Here is a 16,236-nt window from a genome sequence, read left to right as displayed (position 1 = left end):
GTTCGTCGGGTCGTGGCTGTGGCTCTGGCTTCCTTCAGACCCCACCTCGCGGTGACGCCCTTGCCGTCGCTTAACGGTTCCGATTCCCTTTACCGTAGAGGACTTTCACCTCCGAGAACGGGCGCATGCCCGGCGTACATGAGAAGGGGTGAGGCGTGCAGTACGTCTCACCCCTATTCTATCACAACACGATGACGGGCGGCCTACGCCCCCGGCGCGCCGGCGGGGACCTTGAATGTGTCCACCGGCTTCTCCGAAGGCGCTTCGCTGACCGGCAGTTGATCCATCAGCCCGCGGCTGCGCTGGCTGATCTCGTAGGCGCAGAAAATGGGGGCGGCTAGGGTCTCCTCAGTGCGAAGGTCCGCCGGATCAGCCGTAGGTAAACTCCGTACGGGAGTAGTCCGATAGACTGAGTATTTCCCGAACCTGATCGTTCTTGCGAAGGCTACCAAGACCAATGACTGCTGCCTTCAGTGTCGGGTGTCCTAGAAACGGCCGGAAGTCATCAGGCTTCAACTGGTTGCCGGCGAAAACAAATAGTTCTTCTAAGGCAGGCGCATCAGCTACAGGCGACAGATCGGTGAGTCCCTTCATCGTATCGAGGGTCACTCGCCGCAGACAGCGAAGGGGTCGGAATGAAGGAAGGGCCGTGACGTTCTTGAGTGCCTGGAGAAGCAGATTCTGTAAGGTGGTGACCTCGGCAATCACGCTCAGATCCTGCAGACCTCTGATCATCCACAATTCAAGGTACTTGAGCTCTCCGATCAGCGGTAAGAGTCGCAAGTCCGTCGTTCCACCGAGTTTGATGTCGAGCGACCATAAATGCCTCAAAGGCAAGAGGAGGGTCAGGTCGGGCAGAGAAATCGACCTAAGGGTCAATTCCTCTAGATGTGAGAGATCGGATATGACGTCGAGGGTCTTCGTGTGACCCTCCAGATACAGCTCTTTCAGGCGACTGAATCGCTTCAGAAAACCGAGGGAGATCCGTCGGGTCTTTGTCTGACCAAATGCAAAGAACTCCAAGGATTCTGGCAGTTCCTCTATCCCTTCGGTTGTCTCAAGGTGGTAGACATCCACCTGAAATCCGGAAAGGAAAGGGTAGTGCCTCAGAAAAGAGAGGTTCGGCAATGGGCGCGAGTAGTGTCCGTAGACGCGGAGCGGGACCGTGGGATAGTCGCCGAGAAATTCCGCAAGTTTTGCGTGGTCCGATTCCGTGAGCGGTGAGTCAAACTGAACACATCGGCACCGAGGGTCGAGAGGACGGAGTTGAACATCGGTAATCGGTGACTTCACATTTCGCAGAAACGGGTAATCGTCGAAGCGCGTCATTGTTCGCGTGCTCCTGGTCTCTCGCTGGATTGGATTATGGTCTCATCACGAACGATACATGATCGATGCCACAGCATCGAGTAAAGCGTTATAGCTGATTGGCCGGATTGAGATTGTCCGCGAAAAATCGCAGCCGCTCAGGGCTACATTCTGGTGGCAGCGTCATGCTTCGCAACACGAAATGAGGGGAGGCTTGCACATCCGCCTCCCCTCAACGTTACCACGGCGTGATCGTCAAATCCTACGCCCCTGGCGCGCCTGCCGGCACCTTGAACGTGTCCACCGGCTTCTCAGACGGCGATTCCGCCACGGCCAGTTGGTGCATCAGCCCGCGGCCGCGCTGGGAGATCTCATACGCGCAGAACTTGGGGCCGCACATGCTGCAGAAATGGGCCGCCTTGGCGCCCTCCTGCGGCAGCGTTTCATCGTGCATGCTGCGCGCGGTATCAGGGTCGATGGCGAGATCGAACTGGCGGTCCCAGTCGAACGAGAAGCGCGCGCGGGAAAGCTCGTCGTCCCAGTCCTGCGCGCCGGGACGCTTGCGGGCGATGTCGGCGCTATGGGCCGCGATCTTGTAGGCGATGAGGCCGGCCTTCACGTCTTCCTTGTCCGGCAGTCCCAGATGCTCCTTGGGAGTCACATAGCACAGCATCGCCGTGCCCGCCGCACCCGCGATAGCCGCGCCGATACAACTCGTGATGTGGTCGTAGCCGGGCGCCACGTCGGTTACCAGCGGACCCAGCACATAGAACGGAGCCTCCTTGCAGACCTCCATCTCGCGCTCAACGTTCATCACGACCTCATGGATCGGGATGTGGCCCGGGCCCTCGACCATCACCTGCACGTCGTGCTCCCACGCGCGCTGGGTGAGTTCGCCCAGGGTGTCCAGTTCAGCGAACTGCGCCTGGTCACTGGCGTCCGCGATGCAGCCCGGGCGCAGTCCGTCGCCGAGGCTGAACGACACGTCGTACTTCTTGAAGATCTCGCAGATGTCGTCGAAATGCGTATAGAGGAAATTCTCCTGCTCGTGGTAGACGCACCATTCCGACATGATGCTGCCGCCGCGGCTGACGATTCCGGTGATGCGGCTGAGCGTCATCGGCACGTATCGGCGCAGGACGCCGGCATGAATGGTCATGTAGTCTACGCCCTGCTTGGCCTGGTCCTCGATGACCTCCAGCATGACATCGATGTTGAGGTCATACACAGTCGGCACGCGCGCCAACGCTTCATACAGGGGTACCGTGCCGATGGGGATCTTGCTGTTGCGCAGGATGGCCTCGCGGATGGCGGGGATGTCGCCGCCGGTGGAGAGGTCCATCAGCGTGTCCGCGCCCCAGCGTATCGACCACTGGAGTTTCTCAACCTCGCCCTCGATGTTGCTGGTAACGGCGCTATTGCCGATGTTCGAATTGACCTTGCAGCGGGCATTCATCCCGATCGCCATCGGCTCCACCTCGGGGTGGTTGATGTTGGCGGGGATGATCATTCGGCCGCGGGCGACTTCGTCACGGATGAACTCCGGAGTTAGGCCCTCGCGCGCGGCCACAAAATGCATCTCTTCCGTTATCACGCCCTTGCGGGCGTAGTGCAACTGGCTCACGTTGGGTTGGCCCTTGCGGGCAGCCAGGTAATCTCTCATTCCAGTCTCCACAGTTTCGAGTTCCGAGTTCCGGGTTCCGAGAAGGCTATCTCGGAACCCGGAACTCGAAACCCGGAACCAAAAAGGGCCGCCCGGAGGCGGCCATTCTCAAATGAAATGTCGTCTCCGCTTCCCTGCGCCGGCATTATCCGGATCAGGTTCCAAGGGTTCATTCTCAGCCTTTGTGGGGCGCCCCTAGCGGCGTGTTGTACTGGATTCGATTATAGCGCGGCGGGGGGAATGGCGCAAATCGAGGTGCGCAGTCCCCTCAGTACGGCGGGGCCAGCCGCCGGAAGCCGTGAACTATCACCAGCGCCGCGAAGAACACATTGCGCAGCAGAACCGCCGGGTATGGCGCGTCGCGGTATGCGCCAGAGGTCCGTCCGTTTCGAGCGCGAGCCAATTGCCCGGACATGGACTCCATCCAGCCGACCGTGCGAGGCCATTCCATGAGCCTGTCCAACCAGTCTTGAGGAACTCCCGCTCGGCCGGTTCCAGCTCCGATGATGCCTCCGACGATTGCCGCCACGGTGTCCGTGTCGCCCCCACACCGGACCGTGGCGAGGACCGCTGTCCGAAGGTCATTTGGAGACCGCATCCACGCGTGAAGCGCTACCGGCACGGTGTGGTAGACGTATCCGCTGACACCGTGGTCGAAGCCGCAGTTTGCCGCGAAGCGTTCGGTCGTGTCGCCGCGCTGCGCGCTCTCCTGCGCTGACTTCACCAGTGCGAAGAGTTCAACAGCCTCGACCGGCAACGCCGCCTCGACGAAAGCCGCAAAATCCGGTGGGGCAATGGCTCCTTCGCGGGCGGCGTGTGCCGCCGCCATCGCGACGGCCAGGGCGCCCCACTCGGCCTTGGGATCGGTGTGCGTGATGCGCGTTGACGCCCTCACCATCGCGGCGAGTCTGGCTGAGTCGTCGTGGAAGCACACACCCAGGATGGGAGCTCGCATACACGGCCCGTTACCGGCGGAAAACACCCCGCTGCGATCTGGTCCGTATCCTGCCAGCAGGCGCATACAGGCTTTCAGCGTCGCCAGCCCGGTGGCCGCCGGCAATTCCAAAATCCACTTCCGCAATTGTCGCGCCAGGCAGGCCGCGAATTCCGCGGTGTCATCGCCCGAAGCCAACACCGCGAGAGCAGTCATCAAAGCGTGCTCGGTGTCGTCGGACACCATGCCGCGCCGCCCCAGCAGGCGCGGCCCGTCTGTGTCGGGGAACAATAGGGCCTGCCGGCGGGGGGTCAGGCCCTCGCAAGCGAGGCCAACGGCATCGCCAACGGCGCCGCCCAGCAGGCAACCGGCAATCGCGTCTTGCCATCGTGCTTCAGTCATATCGAATAATATGACTTGAGCGCCTCGGGAATCGTTCAGACACAACGTTCCGCCCAGAAGCCTGCGCCTACTCTCCCAACACGGTCAGCACCTTGCGCGCGCGGGCTTCGATGCCCAGCGCGGTGAGGATCTCCTCCGGGCGGCCCTTGGCGCCGGGGACGTTCTTCAAGCGCATCGTGAGATGGCCATCCGAATAATCCAGCCGCTCTACCAATGCCCGGATATTGACCGCCTTGGGGCCGTTCTTGGTCTTTCGCGTGACCTCGTGAGCGCCTTCCGCGAGGAAAGCGGAGACGCGGTCCGGCGTGTCGCCGTTCACTTCGACCTCATACTCCTCGGCAACCACGCGCGCCATCAGGCTGGGACCTGATGGTTCCTCGATCACCTTCGCGCTCAAGACCTCCAGGCCGTCCACGGCCACGGCGTTGAAGCGGCGCACGAAGTCCTCGGGCGAGACGACTTCGGTGAGCGTTACGTCGGCCAGTTCCGCGTTGGATTCCATGCCGGTTGGCAGCGGGGTGGCGAACGCAAGTTTCGGCTGCGGGTGGAAGCCCTGGCTCATCGCGACCGGCAGGCCGGCGCGCCGAAGCGTACGCTGGAACGCGCGCGCCATTTCCAGGTGGCTTAGGTGGCGCAGGGAGCCGCGCTTGGCGAAGGTGATGACGAGGCGATGCGTCAAGGGCCGAGGGCTGTGGGCTGAGGGCTGAGACACAAGGTCCTTCGACTCCGCTCGTTCCTCGCTCCGCTCAGGATGCCTGCCGTCTTCGGCTGCATCCTGAATGCTGGATGCTGGATGCTGGATGCTGTCGGCGGGCACGGAGGCCCGCCCCACGGGGAAGATGGGCGCGCCGCCCTGGCCACGAGCGATGGGCTGAGGACTGGGGGTCGAGGGCTGAGCGTCGGATTCCTGCTCCTGAATGCTGGCTGCCGGATGCCGGATGCTGCCGCCAAGATGCGCCGGCCTCACCCAGTTGCGCTCGATCTTGATGCCTTCCCGCGTGGTCTTGAGCATCGTGGCGCAAGCCTTGGTCTCGTCGTGGATCACGCCGCAGTCGTTGCATTTGGTATAGCGGCAGTCGCCCGTCAGGCCGCCCTCGCGGCTCCGGGCGTATTCGTCCAGGTGGTACTGCTTGGTGACGTAGATATCGATGTGGTCCCAAGGCAGCGGCCGGTCGAGCGGGATCGCGGCGAGGTAGTCGTCCGGATCGAGGCCCCATTCGGTGATGGCGGCTTCCCAAAGGTCCCAGCGCAGGTACTCGCTCCAGCCGTCGAACCGGCAGCCGTTCTTCCACGCGAGGTAGACCAGGCGGCCCGTGCGGCGGTCGCCGCGCGAGAAGATGCCCTCAAGGAACGAGGTCTGCGCATCGTGATGCCCGAATCGCGGACCGCTGCGCCCTAGAATATCGCGCAGGATGTGCTGTTTGTGCTTCGTTTCCTCAACGCTGATCTGGCGGTCCCACTGGAACGGCGTATGGGGTTTGGGGATAAACGTGCTGACGCCCAGGTTGATTTTGGCGCGGCGATTGACGGAGCGACCGCGCTTAAGAACCGCGTTCGCCAGTTTCCCAATGGCCTCCACGTCTTCGTCCGTCTCCGTGGGAAGGCCGATCATGAAATACAGCTTCACCGAATCCCATCCACGCGCAAACACTTCAGCGGTCATGCTCAGGAGGGCGTCATCCGGGATCCATTTGTTGATCACGGCGCGCATACGGTTGGTCGCGGCTTCGGGCGCAAAGGTGAGGCCGGTCTGGCGGATGGTGCGGACCATGTCGCTCAGCTCCACACTGAAGGAGTCCATGCGAAGGCTCGGGAGGCCCACGGAAGCGCCTCGCTGCATCGCGGCGGTCACGCTCTGCGCGACAAGGGCACGGACCTGGCTGTAGTCGCACGTGCTGAGGCTGCTGAGCGCGTATTCCTCATAGCCGGTGGAGTCCATCGTGTCGCGCATCAGGGTGTCGAGCTTTTCGAGGCTGCGCTCGCGCACCGGGCGGGTCGTGATGCCCGCCTGGCAGAAACGGCAGCTCTGTGTGCAGCCGCGAAGGACTTCGAGGCTCACCCGGTCGTGCGCCTGTTCGGTAAACGGCACAATGTACTTCGTCGGAAACGCGGCCTCATTCAGGTCGCGGACAATTCGCTTCTGGATGGGCTTAGCGTTTTCCAGGTCCGGCACAACCCAACCGCCCTCGATGGTTTTCATCGGGTACATCGCGGGAACGTAGACCCCGTCGATTTCGGCCAGGGCCGCGATGCGCTCAGCGCGCGGCCGGCCCTTCGTCCGCTCAGTCGCGTCCACGATGTCCAGAACCACGTCCTCGCCGTCGCCGATGGCGAAGGCGTCGATGAAATCGGCGAGCGGTTCCGGGTTGAAGACGCAGGGTCCGCCGGCGATGACGATGGGGTCCTCGTCCGTGCGGTCGGCGCTCAAGGGCGGTATCGCCGCAAGGTCGAGCATATTGAGGATGTTCGTATACGTGAGCTCGTACTGGAGCGTGAAACCCAGCAGGTCGAAGTCCTTGAGCGACGTCTTGCTCTCTACGCTGAACAGGGGAATCGTTTCGGCGCGCAGGAGTGTTTCCAGATCCGGCGCGGGAGCGTAAGCGCGCTCACACCATACGTCATCGCGGGCGTTCAGGATGTTGTAGAGGATCAGAATGCCGAGGTTGCTCAGCCCCAGATCGTACATATCGGGGAACGCCAGGCAGACCCGCGTGCGCACGCCGGTTGGATCCTTGTGGACGGTATTCAATTCGGTCCCCAGGTATCGGCTGGGCTTCTGCACGCGGGGCAGCACATCTTCCTCGACGCGTTGCTTCAGGCTGGTATATGTAAATGGCATTTGTTTCCTCTCTCGGTGCGAGGCGCGGCTCGCTCTTCCCATGATACCCGAGGAGTCCAAATGGAATCCTGATTATCTACTTGGTTTATAGATGACGGTGTTCGCATAATATTAGTACGATTGATTACCCTGCCGTATGGCAGATTTCAGAGAAGCAAATGTCGAACACCATACCGCACCGGGCGCGCGTCTTTTCCGGGATCAAGCCCACCGGAACCCTGACACTTGGCAACTACCTCGGCGCCGTAAAGAACTGGGTGGCCAGCCAGGATCAGAAAGACAACGTCTTCTGTGTGGTTAACCAGCACGCCATCACCATCAAGATGGACCCCGCGGAGCTGCGCGCCAACACGCGCCACGTGGCCGCGGTGTACCTCGCCGCCGGAATCGACCCCGAGCGCGCCATCGTCTTCGTGCAGTCCGACGTTCACGAACACACCGAGCTCGCCTGGGTGCTGAATACCATCACCTATTACGGCGAACTCCATCGGATGACGCAGTTCAAGGACAAGACGTCCAAGACCAAGGAGGAGTCCATCGGAGCGGGGCTGCTGAACTACCCCATCCTGATGGCCGCCGATATCCTGCTGTACGACACCGACGAGGTTCCTGTGGGCGAGGATCAGAAGCAGCACGTGGAGCTTTGCCGGGATCTCGCGATCCGTTTCAACCACCGTTACGGCCAGACGCTGGTGGTGCCGAAGCCGGTGATCCCGAAGGCGGGCGCCCGCATCATGAGCCTCGAAGACCCCAGCCGCAAGATGGAGAAGTCCAACCCGTCCGCCGGCAGCTATATCCTGCTTACCGACACCCCGGACGCGATCCGCAAGAAGATCCGTAAGGCCGTGACGGACAGCGGCACGGAAGTTTTGTACGCCGAGGACAAGCCGGCGCTGGCCAACCTTCTCACGATCTACAGCTTGATGGCCGGCGAACCCATCCCCGCCGTGCAGGAACGTTATGTGGGCAAGGGCTACGGCGACTTCAAGAAGGACCTGGCCGAGGTGGTGGTAGAAGGCCTGGCGCCACTGCAGGCCAGGATGGCCGAATACATGGAGACGCCGAAGATTCTGGAAGGCATACTGGCCGACGGAGCCGCCCGCGCGCACACTGTGGCCCGGGGGGTGATGGACCGCGTGAACGCCGCCGTCGGACTCGCCTGGGGTTGACCGATTGCCGCCCGTATACGACGGCATAAAGACGACTGTGAGCCGGGCCTTGAAATGGTGGAAGGCCGTCATTACACGGAGTGAGGGAAGGTAGATTGCCATGGAACTGAACCAATTGAGACTCTTCCTGGATCTGGTGCGAGAGGGATCTTTCACGCGCGTGGCCGAGCACAACAAGCTCACCCAGCCGGCGGTATCGCTTCAGATTCAGCGCCTGGAAGCGGAACTGGGAACTAAACTCCTGGAGAGGACCACACGCCGCGTCCTCGTTACGGAGGAAGGCCAGATACTCGCCGGCTACGCGCGCGATATCATCGCCCGCGCCACCGAAGCGAAGCAGATATTGCAAGAGCGCAAGGGGCTGATGGTGGGCACGATCCGCGTCGCCGCCATTCACAGCGTCGGCCTCCACGAACTGCCGGCCTACCTGAAGCGGTTCATCCGCAAGTACCCCGAAGTCCACGTACACATCGAGTACCACCCGTCGGATACGGTGTATCAATTGGTGAACCAGGGCGCGGCCGACGTCGGATTGGTTGCGTACCCGGAACCGCGCGACAGCCTGATCACCATACCGTTCCTCGAGGATGAAATGGTGGTCATCACCTATCCGGAGCACCCACTAGCCCTCACACACACGGACAGCCTCCGCCTGGAGGAACTCAATGGGTGTGATATGATCGCCTTCGACAGCAGCATCCCGACGCGGCGCGCGACAGACGGTGTGCTGACGCAGCACGGCGTCCGTGTGAGCATCAAGATGGAATGCGATAACGTCGAGATCATGAAGAAGATGGTCGAAGTGGGCATGGGTGTCGCGCTTGTGCCGCAGTACAGCGTGCTGGACGAGGGCGGCCGGATGGATCTCCGAATCCTGCGCCTGTCCGACTACTGCTTCCTGCGCCCGCTGGGCATCATCCATCGTAAAGGACAGCCGCTATCCCGACCCGTTCAGGCATTCCTAGCTCTGTTGACGGATAAGGAGGTCGCTCCCCCCCATGCCGTCCTCGAAGGAACGGACAACCGGGTTGTTGTGGTATAACCTGACCGGCGAAGGGCGAGGGAATCCTCGCTCTTCGCGCATTTGCCGGAGTTTCCTGTAACCCTTTCGTAACGCGGAGACGTATCTCTCACCGAGGAGGCAGGACAAAATGACAGGGGTTCCGATCAACCCGCCCGATCCCAGGGGCGGAGGCGGCGTCAAGCCGCCGCAGAGGCCGAAGATCTCCACTCCACCGCAGATGCCGCGGATCCCGTGGCGCGGTATCATCGTCGCTCTCGCAGTGATCTTGGCGATCGCCTTCGTGCGCGACTGCTTCGTTGTCGTGCAGGCGGGCGAGCGGGCAGTCATCTACAGCAAGCTTTCCGGAGTCAAGCCGTACCAGCTGGACGAAGGACTTCATTTCAACCTCCCCATCATCTGGGAACCGACGATCTACAACATCCAGCAACGCACGTACACCATGAGCGCCGGAGGGAACGAAAGCAGCCGGCACGAATCCGACCAGTCCACCCCGGAAGGACAGGTCCCCGACGACTCCCTCATCGCGCTGACGTCCGATGGCCTGCCGGTTACCGTCGATCTCTCGGTACGCTTCAAGGTCGACGCGGCGAACGTGTGGCGCCTTCACCAAGACATCGGCCCCGAATATGTGGACAAGATCGTCCGGCCGGAGGCAAGGTCGATCGCCCGCATGGCGTTCGCCGAGTATCCTGTTCTGGACGTCTATTCGGGCCGCCGCCAGGTGATCGTGGAGCAGATCACACGGGAACTGCGGGACCGGTTGGCCCTCAGTTACCTGATCCTCGAGGAGGTCCTGCTTCGCGACATCCGCTTCCCGCCGGAATTTCAGAGCGCCATCGAACAGAAACAGGTGGCTCAGCAAGCCGCACAGCAGATGGTGTTCGAGGTTCAGAGAGCCGATTCCGAGCGCCAGCAGAAGATCATCGAGGCCCAGGGCGAGGCGACGGCCATCCTGAAGAAAGCGCAGGCCCTTACCGCGCACCCGCAGCTGCTGCCGTATGAGTTCGTGCAACAACTTCCGCCCAACGTCCGGGTAGTGGTGACAGACAGCAAGACGATCATCAACCTGGGCGACGTGTTCGGAGACACCCGGCCGCCCGCCCGCCAGCCTGTTCCAAGCGGAGGTGAAGAGCAATGAAAGCCTTTGCGAAACGGCTTCCCGTGGTGCTGGGCGTTCTAATCATCCTCAGCCTCCTTTTCCGTTTCTGGGTCATCGTGCCGGCGGGGCAGCGGGTCGTCATCTTCAGCCTGGGACGCGGTGTGCTGCAGAAGCAGCTGGGCGAGGGTTTCCACCTTATCACGCCGTTCGTGGACCGGCCTTCATTCTATGACGTGCGGCGCCAGACGTACTCCATGAGCAAGACCTCCTGGGAGGGCGAAGTGAAGGGAGACGACAGCATGAGCGCCCTGACTTCCGACGGACAGGCCGTTACCGTGGAACTGACGGTGCGGTTCCACCTGGACCCGAACAACGTGTGGAGACTGCACAAGGACATCGGACCGGACTACATCGGGAAGATCGTCCGCCCCGAGTTGCGCAGCCATACGCGCATCGCCATCGCCGAGTTCCCGGCGGCCAAAGTGTACTCCGCGGAGCGGCGTACGGTCGAAAATAACATCGAACGGCGCCTCTCCGACAAGCTCTCGAAGAGCAACATCATCGTGGATGAGGTGCTGCTTCGCGACGTGCATTTCTCGGATGCGTTTCAGCAGGCGATCATCTCCAAGCAGATCGCGCAGCAAAATGCGCAGCGGATGAAGTACGTCCTCGAGAAGGAGCAGAAGGAAAAGCAGCGCAAGATCATCCTCGCGGAGGGCGACGCCCAGGCGATCCGCCTGAAGGGGCAGGCCGTAGCCGCCAACGCAAAGGTCACCACATACGAGTACATCCGCAAGGTCGCGCCCAACATTCGGAGCATCGTGACCGACGGGCGAAGCGTTCCGGTGCCGGGGACACAGTAGCGAATCCGTCCAAGGGGGACGAGAGACAATGTCAGAGCTTATCGTGGATTATGTTTCGCCGGATCGCCTGGACGATGCTCCCGAGGGTGAACGCCGCCGGCCGGCCATGCCGCCCATGGGGATCAGCCTGCTGAAGGCCATGACTCCCGATGTGCTGGAGGGGCACGGAATCACCGCTCGCTGCTGGGATGAGATGACGATGGGGCGCTACGACGTTGCGGTACAGCGTCCGGACATTCTGTGCCTTTCGGCGCTCACAACGGCGGCGGCCCGCGCGTACCGGCTGGCGGACGAGGCGAAGCAGGTCATCGGCGCGGCCGGCGCCCGCATTATGACAGCCATGGGCGGAATCCACGCGACGGCGCTACCGCGGGAGGCGCTCTCCCACGTCGATGCCGTAGCCGTCGGCGAAACCGCACCCTCAACGCTGAAAGCGCTCCTCGCCTGGCTCCTTCAACACCGATCGTCCGCCGGCAATGAACGGCAGGCCTTCCGGCACCCGGCTTCCGCAAACATCGTTGAGGAGCGCCCCCTCCCCGACTGGTCCTGGCTGCCTCACAAGGGTTACCTGGGCAACTGGTCCATGCAGACATCGGTCGGCTGCCCTTTCAACTGCTCGTTCTGCTCCGTCACCTATGTATACGGATCCACCCACCGCCCGGTGGCCTACGACCTCATCGAGCGCGAGGCCATTCGTGTCGGCCGCAACGGGCTCGGTGGGACGGGCGTGGTGGTTGATGACAATTTCCTGCCGAACAAGAACGGCGAGCACGCACGCCGCGTGTGCGAAATATTCAGGCGTCACGGTGTTAAATGGCTGACCGAACTCACCGCGATGACGCTGTACAACAACCAGGACGAGCTCATCCCGCTCTTCGCTCGCTCCGGTTGTAAGGGGCTTTACATCGGTGTTGAATCCATCACGGGTGGTCTTGGCAAGAGCATGGAGACTTCGCGGTATGAGGAACTCATCCGGCGCTGCCATGACAACGACATCGCCGTTTTGGGAGCATTTGTCTTCGGCGTGGATGACTCGGAGCGCCCCGACGTGTTCGAACGCACGGCCGAATGGGGAGTGAAGGCCAAATTGGACCTTGCCCAGTACAGCATCAACACCCCGGAACCCGGCGCCCGCGATTTTGAGGCGGCCGTGCGTGGCAACCTCATCACGGACTGGAACTGGGAGAACTACGACGCCGCGCACCCGGTTCGCCGCTTCCCGCATATCTCGCAGGAGCAGATGTACCACGGACTCCGCGACGCATTCGGGTGGTTCTACAGCGCATCCAGCGCCTGGCGCCGCCTGTCGCCTTCGATCGTGGATTCCGTCAAGTGGCGGTACTGGCACCGGTCCCTGTTGATGGGCGCGTTGAACAAGTACCTCTCCGTCACGCAAAAACGCTGGAACCTCCGCAGCGTGTACGGCGAGTACGTAGGGCGCCGGATCGAGCGTCCGAATGCGCTCGTTCAGGAGCAGTTTACGCCGGATATGCCTCACGAACAGTACGATACCAAGACTCGCAACCGCGTGCTGGCAGGGCTCATCCCGGATCCGCTGGAACAGGTTATCCCGGATGTCGGCGTAACCGCAGCGTAGCATGAATCCGGGCCGTGAACGACCCGGCACGGAGGCCGGCGCCGCGGTTATCTGCTAACTCGGAACTCGAGACTAGGAACCCGATACCGGTTCCAGCACGCGCCAGCCGGTCTTGTCCAGCGTAAAGCGGTGATAGCGGCACTTGACGCCCACCATGACGGCGTCGCCCGGCGGCCGCGGAACGGCGATCTGCCATACGTTCCCGCGCACAACCGCTGACACCCGCCCTTGCAGCTGGCCGCCAAGCCGCAGTGACATGCCGCGCGTACCCGAAGCATCGCCGGGCAACGGGTGCCAGTACACGTCATAGGCGACCCGAGGACTGATGGGTTTTCTCAGCTCCAGCCGTATGTAGAGGCGCCGGCTGTCTTCCGCTACGGACACACTGGACAGGTCCCCCGATCCGCCGATCTCGGTCTGCACGGTATCGTCCACCGGGTCCACGACGCTGACCGGCAGGTCTTTCCAGTCATCCACGACGCGAAGGGCCCCATCCTTCACGACGGTGAGCGGTCCAGACGTCCGCGTCCCGACGAGTTCGTTCTTCCGCACGAACGACATGAGGAACCGCTTCATCACACGCGTCTGGCTCCGATATTTCGAGATCGCGTTCAGCTTTACGGCTGCCTGGGCCGGCGTGATCGGAATCTGCTTCCATTCCGTATCCGCCTGAAGCAGGGCCGCGGGCGGCGGCAGCCCGGATTTCGGGTGATAGCCCTGCGGCACCGGCCAGTCGCCCCGATGCACCACGTAGAGCCCCTCGATGGGCGGCCGGCCGGCCGGCCCGAAGGCGGACGCGTCCCGGCGCAATTGCCACAGCGCCGCGGTTACGAACGTGTACGTCGCCCAATGGTCGGCGTGGTTATCGTTGGGATGCGGGCAGTAGACCTGTGTGGGGTGAAATGCGCGGACGAGGCCTTCAATGTCGCTCATCACGCTCTGTCCGCAGTACACCGCGTTGCGTGTGCGGCTATTGGGATAGGGAGAGCGCGTTCGGGATGTGAAACGTGACTTGTACGGTCGTGCGGGCGTCCAGTTGTGCAGCCAGAGTTCCGAGACGCCCCCATCCGGGTAGCCGAGGAACGTGACGTGGTTCCGCGCAACCCCCGATGCCGCGACCGCCTGAAGCGCCTCGACTTGGCGGGACATGCCGAACTTCACGTAGTCGGACGGCTTCAAGCGGAGCCTCTGGTATTCCCGTTCGGCGGAATACGGAAAGCCGTCGCCATTGGTCACGAACACGACGCGGACATCGGCGCCCGCCGCGACGGCCTGCTGGGTGAGGCCGCTCAGGCCAAGGGTTTCGTCATCGCAGTGCGGCGCGAAGATGAGGATTCTGTCGCCGCGGCGTGGCGGTGGCCAGACGTGTAGATCCGACGCCCAGACACCCCCGTTAGCCTGGCGGATACGCCACGCGGCGATTCCCAGCGCGGCCGCCGCGACGAGCAGGACGGCCAGGAGCACCCTCGCCACCACCACACGGCGGCGGCGAGGACGCTCGTTCGTTCGTTTTCTGAACCTCATCCGCCGGTTTTCGGCGCTGACGCGGCATGGACTCGCCCCGCTTCCGGGATCACTCCGGGGTGCGCCGCCAGGTACGAGATGAGCGCATCGAGGTCATTGGGGCCAAGGCTGCGGTCCTTGATAGTGGCGAATTCAGGGAATCCGTCGCCGCCGCCGGCCAGGAACGAGTTCATGGCGACCGCGTAGACCTGGGTTTCCGCTAGCGGTGCTCCACCGACCGTCGGATTTTGCACCCGTGCTCCGTACGGCTGGGATTCATCAAAGTCATAGGTCAGCCCGGACGGATAAAGGACGGTCGCTCGCGCCTCACCGCCACTGCCGGCTCCCCACTGCTGCTCGAGCGCCGTCTTTATCTGCGCGCCCGTCATATGGAGCACTGTCACCTGGTTGTTGAACGGCTGACAAGTGAAGACCTGGCCCCAAGTCACTTTCCCCTTCGTCAGGCCGGCGCGCACGCCGCCCGGGTTCATGAATGCGACATCCGCATGCACCGATTCACGCTGCGCGTCCGCGATGAGCGCGCCCAGGAGCGAGTTCGGCCCGCGATCCGTCGGCATGTCTGCGCCGAGTTCGCCGACAACTTTGTTAATGCGAGGCGCGGCGGCATCCTCGTAGGATTTGACCATCGCCGCAACGTCGTTCGCCGGCTTTACCCCATCATGCACCGCGTCCACGATGGTGGCCTTCTTACGCACAATGTCGCCGGACGCGAGGTCAACCGTGAGATCGATCGCGGCGAAGGCCGAGCCGTAGGAGCGCGCCTGGGTAATCAGCAGTTTCCCGCGAAACGCGTTGGTGTACTGATGGGAATGCGCCGAAACGACTACATCCACGTCCTGATCCAGTTTGTCCGCAACGTCCAGGACGGCGCCGGTGAGCGTCCCCTCCGGCGTTGGCGGCTCCTGCGTGCCGCCCTCATGGAGGAGCACTACGATGGAATGGACACCGTGCGAGCCGAGGTACCGGGCCCACTGGTTGATGGCCGTCGCGGGGTCAATCTCACGGACTCCCTTACGGGAGGCCGCGGAGGTAACCGCCGCCAATTCGCCGGTCACCGCGCCGATGAACCCGACGCGGGCCGCGCCTACCGTCTTGATCAGATAAGGCGGAAAGAGGGTCTTCCCGGTCTTTTCGTCCAGGATGTTGGCGCAGATCATGGGGAATCGAGCGCCCGGAAAAGGCCTGGGATAGTAGCGGCTGGATTTGGAAACTCCTCCACCCCAGAGGCGCCGCATTTCCGGGATGCCCCTGTCGAACTCGTGGTTCCCGAGCGTACCAACGTCGAAATGGGCCATGTTCAGGAATTCGACCGTTGGCTCGTCGCGGAACAGGCTGGAGACGGGAGGGCTGGCGCCGACCATATCGCCGGCGTCCACAAGGAGCGTACCTGGCTGCGCCGCGCGTCTCGCACGGAAAATGCCGGTCAACCACGCCGCTCCGCCGACGGGTAGTTTCTGCCCGCGCACGGTGATTGTCCGGTCGGCCTGGATATGTCCGTGGAAATCATTCAAGGCGAGGATGTGCACCGGCACGGCGCCGGAATGTTTGGCCGCCGTGGCAGGGTAGACCACACTGGCGCAGAGAGCCAGGGTGATGAAGGTTCTGGTTTTCATGTGTTCCATTTTAGGCGGTTCGAGGCCGTTCGCGTCGCCAGCCGGCGAACAGGCTTCAGAAAACACCCGGACGACTGCGGAACTCCGGCTTCGCGGCCGCGTACAGCAGGCGGCCTGTGGTTCGAATGACGGTCCCAGATGCTATGATATAAAGTCATCTTAATTGTGACGTAGGCATTGGCCGGCGCCGAATTCGCTGCC

General features: G+C 62.5%; 11 protein-coding genes and 1 riboswitch. Of the genes, 5 read left to right on the top strand and 6 right to left on the bottom strand.

Annotation, left to right across the window (positions count from 1 at the left end; translation table 11 throughout):
- Positions 1–369 precede the first annotated feature (369 nt).
- The 4 genes from VGM51_01485 to VGM51_01470 all read right to left on the bottom strand — a co-directional run bounded on the left by VGM51_01485 (position 370) and on the right by VGM51_01470 (position 7,146).
- The gene (locus VGM51_01485) at positions 370–1,329 is read right to left on the bottom strand and encodes a hypothetical protein (GenBank protein HEY3411709.1); all 960 of its coding nucleotides are present in this window, start codon (positions 1,327–1,329) and stop codon (positions 370–372) included.
- Between the two features lie 241 nt (positions 1,330–1,570).
- Positions 1,571–2,971, bottom strand: coding sequence for a phosphomethylpyrimidine synthase ThiC (gene thiC / locus VGM51_01480; protein HEY3411708.1), 1,401 nt, complete (start codon positions 2,969–2,971; stop codon positions 1,571–1,573).
- A gap of 114 nt (positions 2,972–3,085) precedes the next feature.
- Positions 3,086–3,178, bottom strand: a riboswitch (TPP riboswitch).
- A gap of 61 nt (positions 3,179–3,239) precedes the next feature.
- Positions 3,240–4,307: an ADP-ribosylglycohydrolase family protein gene (locus tag VGM51_01475; GenBank protein ID HEY3411707.1), complete on the bottom strand. Its 1,068-nt coding sequence runs from the start codon at positions 4,305–4,307 to the stop codon at positions 3,240–3,242.
- Between the two features lie 67 nt (positions 4,308–4,374).
- Positions 4,375–7,146 (bottom strand): TIGR03960 family B12-binding radical SAM protein, encoded by a 2,772-nt coding sequence (locus VGM51_01470; GenBank protein HEY3411706.1) that lies wholly within the window; start codon positions 7,144–7,146, stop codon positions 4,375–4,377.
- Between the two features lie 158 nt (positions 7,147–7,304).
- On the opposite strand from VGM51_01470, the gene trpS reads away from it, so the two are divergent.
- The 5 genes from trpS (at position 7,305) to VGM51_01445 (ending at position 12,898) form a co-directional block, all read left to right on the top strand.
- Positions 7,305–8,315, top strand: a complete 1,011-nt coding sequence (gene trpS, locus VGM51_01465; protein ID HEY3411705.1) for a tryptophan--tRNA ligase — start codon at positions 7,305–7,307, stop codon at positions 8,313–8,315.
- Positions 8,316–8,415: 100 nt separating this feature from the next.
- Positions 8,416–9,357 carry a LysR family transcriptional regulator gene (locus VGM51_01460; protein ID HEY3411704.1) on the top strand — a complete coding sequence of 314 codons (942 nt, stop codon included), beginning with the start codon at positions 8,416–8,418 and terminating at the stop codon, positions 9,355–9,357.
- A gap of 109 nt (positions 9,358–9,466) precedes the next feature.
- Positions 9,467–10,477, top strand: a complete 1,011-nt coding sequence (locus tag VGM51_01455; protein HEY3411703.1) for a prohibitin family protein — start codon at positions 9,467–9,469, stop codon at positions 10,475–10,477.
- Positions 10,474–11,301, top strand: coding sequence for a prohibitin family protein (locus VGM51_01450; protein ID HEY3411702.1), 828 nt, complete (start codon positions 10,474–10,476; stop codon positions 11,299–11,301). The genes VGM51_01455 and VGM51_01450 overlap by 4 nt, the downstream gene beginning before the upstream one ends.
- A 28-nt stretch (positions 11,302–11,329) precedes the next feature.
- Complete coding sequence (locus VGM51_01445) at positions 11,330–12,898, top strand: radical SAM protein (protein HEY3411701.1); 1,569 nt, start codon at positions 11,330–11,332, stop codon at positions 12,896–12,898.
- 72 nt (positions 12,899–12,970) lie between these two features.
- On the opposite strand, the gene VGM51_01440 is transcribed toward VGM51_01445, so the two are convergent.
- Entirely contained in the window at positions 12,971–14,422 is a 1,452-nt protein-coding gene (locus tag VGM51_01440; GenBank protein HEY3411700.1) for a PIG-L family deacetylase, read from the bottom strand.
- The gene (locus VGM51_01435; GenBank protein ID HEY3411699.1) at positions 14,419–16,035 is read right to left on the bottom strand and encodes a bifunctional metallophosphatase/5'-nucleotidase; all 1,617 of its coding nucleotides are present in this window, start codon (positions 16,033–16,035) and stop codon (positions 14,419–14,421) included. The genes VGM51_01440 and VGM51_01435 overlap by 4 nt, the downstream gene beginning before the upstream one ends.
- Positions 16,036–16,236 lie beyond the last annotated feature (201 nt).

Source organism: Armatimonadota bacterium, from assembly GCA_036504095.1.
In the GTDB taxonomy this organism is placed as follows: domain Bacteria; phylum Armatimonadota; class DTGP01; order JAKQQT01; family JAKQQT01; genus DASXUL01.
This window is presented reverse-complemented; position numbering and strand designations above follow the sequence as displayed.